The sequence below is a fragment of the Bacillus sp. LR--39 genome, from assembly GCF_053613335.1.
The window spans coordinates 1-1,263 of record NZ_JBSIOT010000218.1; the positions used below are offsets into that span (position 1 = coordinate 1).

Consider the following 1,263-nt stretch of genomic DNA (forward strand, 5'->3'; position numbering starts at 1 on the left):
AGCAAAGAGAGCAACACCAGATGTTGTGCTTCCAAGCTGATCAAGCATTTTAACACCCAGCTCAGGAAGAGTGAAATTGAAAACCAGCACCAAGATCATACTGATTAATGGAGCAGCTGCAAGCGGCTCACAAAGACCATGCAGGATTGATTTTCCTGTCATCTTCCAGAAGCTGTCGCCACTCTCTTCGTTTTTCTTAGAAGACTCACCAACAGTAGCGATAATGATCGCGAGCGGATCAAGAATCGCGTTAACCACGATACCTGTGACCGCGATCGGAATCGCAACTTCATTCGCTCCGAATAAGCTTCCCAATACCGGGATACCCATAAATGCGAATGTCGGCTGTGCAGAGTTCAAAGAAAATACAGATGAGTTTGTTAAATCATACTTGAAAATAAATCTGCAAACCAAAAGAATGATAATATAGAAGCCAACAATCCCAATAATTAAAGAAATCATTAATGGTACTTGTGATAAAAATTCACTTCTGGAAGTTGTCAAAATACCAGCGATAAAGTGAGCTGGAAGTGCGTATTTCGTTACTAACGTACTTACCCCTTTTGCCGACTTGGCATCATAACTTCCAAAATGTCCTGCAAACCAACCCAGCACGATAACAAAGAAGATCGGCGCCAGGAGGATTAAGATATCTAAGATGCTCAAAATATTCTCCTCCAAATCCTATGTCCGTATACTTTAGCTTTACAAAAAGCTTTCCCTCGGACAGAAAAATATACTCGCTAATTATTTCGCGATGACTTTTTTGTATTCAGGTGTCCACATTGCATCAAGTACCGCTTGTTTCACATCTTCAGGCTGACGATTTGCCACGCCGTCTTTAATTGCTGCTTCAGCAACGGCAATCGCAACTTGGATAGAAACCTCTTGAAGCTTATCAATGCTTGGAAGCAATCCTGCTCCAGGTGTTTCAAGATCAACCATTTCAGCAATCGCATCAGCAGTTGCAGCAAACATAGCAGGTGTAATGATACGCGCTTCAGCTACAATTGAACCAAGTCCAAGACCAGGGAACGCGAATGCGTTGTTAGATTGTCCGATTTCATAAGAAACACCGTTGTATTCTACATTGTCAAATGGGCTTCCTGTTGCAATAAGCACTTTTCCGTCAGTCCATTTGAACAGATCTTCAGGAACAGCTTCAGCAAGGTGAGTCGGGTTAGACATCGGCATGATAACCGGACGGTCTACGTGAGATGCCATTTCTTTTACAATTTCCTCTGTGAATGCACCTGAAACCCC

Annotated in this window: 1 protein-coding gene and 1 pseudogene; both read right to left on the reverse strand. The window is 42.7% G+C overall.

The window, feature by feature from the left end:
* A partial coding sequence (locus ACWHAR_RS21940; RefSeq protein WP_452087818.1) for an AEC family transporter occupies window positions 1–666 on the reverse strand: 666 nt, incomplete at its 3' end.
* 81 nt (window positions 667–747) lie between these two features.
* Window positions 748–1,263, reverse strand: a pseudogene (gene malS / locus ACWHAR_RS21945) (oxaloacetate-decarboxylating malate dehydrogenase); the annotation flags it as partial.